Below are 1111 nucleotides of genomic sequence, written 5' to 3' on the forward strand. Positions count from 1 at the left end.
AGTGTTAATTGCTAAGCTGGGGTTGGTGATTTTGATTGGATGTGATTGTTATTTTTTATAATTTTTTTATTAAAAAATAGTTTTTTTATATTTAAATAATGCATTTTTTTATTAAAAATAATACAAGATAATTTTTCCCTTAAAATTTACAATTTTTAAACAAGGATAATTCATTATGAAAAACATTACAAGAAGTTTAACGGGAAAATTAACTTTTTTTGTTTTTTTAGCAATTATAGCTATTTTATTTATAGCAAATGCATTTAATTATGCCGAAGTAAAGCATGATGTTCAAAAACTCATCAATGATATACAAGTTAAAACAATGCAAGATGTTTTAAAGAATTTTGATGACTACACTGCTTCAAGAAGCGATGCTATTAGATCTGTCGCCTCTGAATTGCAAAAAAATCCTAATGTGAGTTTAGAAGAAATTTACACTATGGTTAAAGTTGCAAAAGAAGCTAGTCGTTTTGATGTGCTATATGTAGGACTTGCACACAATGGTGCAATGATTAGATCAAATGGAAACCATCAAATGCCATCTGATGGCTATGATCCTAGAACAAGAAGTTGGTACACAAGTGTTGCTTCTGGAGAAAACAAAGTTGTAATATCAAAGCCTTATATTGCCCCTAGCTTAAAAGCTCCTTCTTTATCTTTTTCATATCCTATAGTTGTTAATGGTAAATTTATAGGTGCAGTAGGTGGAAATTATGATTTAAATACTTTTTCAGATAATGTATTATCAATGGGAAGGTCACAAAGCGGATATACTGTGGTTTTAGATAATGATGGAACTATACTTTTTCATGAATCTTCTGAGGCATTATTAACAAAAAATGAATTAAGTCAAAATATAGTAAAATCATATCTTTCAACACCTGAAGGAAAATCAGGACTTCTTTCAAGCTCACCAATGTTAATTGAAGATGGAAATGCTCCTCGCAAGGCTGTGATTTGTCAGAAATCTTCAACAGGATATAATGTTTGTGTGATTGCAGATGAAAAAATCTATAAAGACCCGGTAAATAAAGCTTTAATACAACAAATCATTATTGGTGTTATAAGCTTGGTAATTGCTCTTGTAATTATAAGATTTATGATTAAT

At 29.1% G+C, this 1111-nt stretch carries 1 protein-coding gene; it reads left to right on the forward strand.

The genetic code is table 11. The features are described 5' to 3' along the window. Positions 1 to 175 precede the first annotated feature (175 nt). Positions 176 to 1111: cache domain-containing protein (locus L8X50_RS08190; RefSeq protein WP_263660891.1), on the forward strand; the 936-nt coding region annotated here is incomplete at its 3' end.

Source organism: Campylobacter sp. CNRCH_2013_0898h (assembly GCF_025772965.1).
GTDB classification, from domain to species: Bacteria; Campylobacterota; Campylobacteria; order Campylobacterales; family Campylobacteraceae; genus Campylobacter_D; species Campylobacter_D lari_D.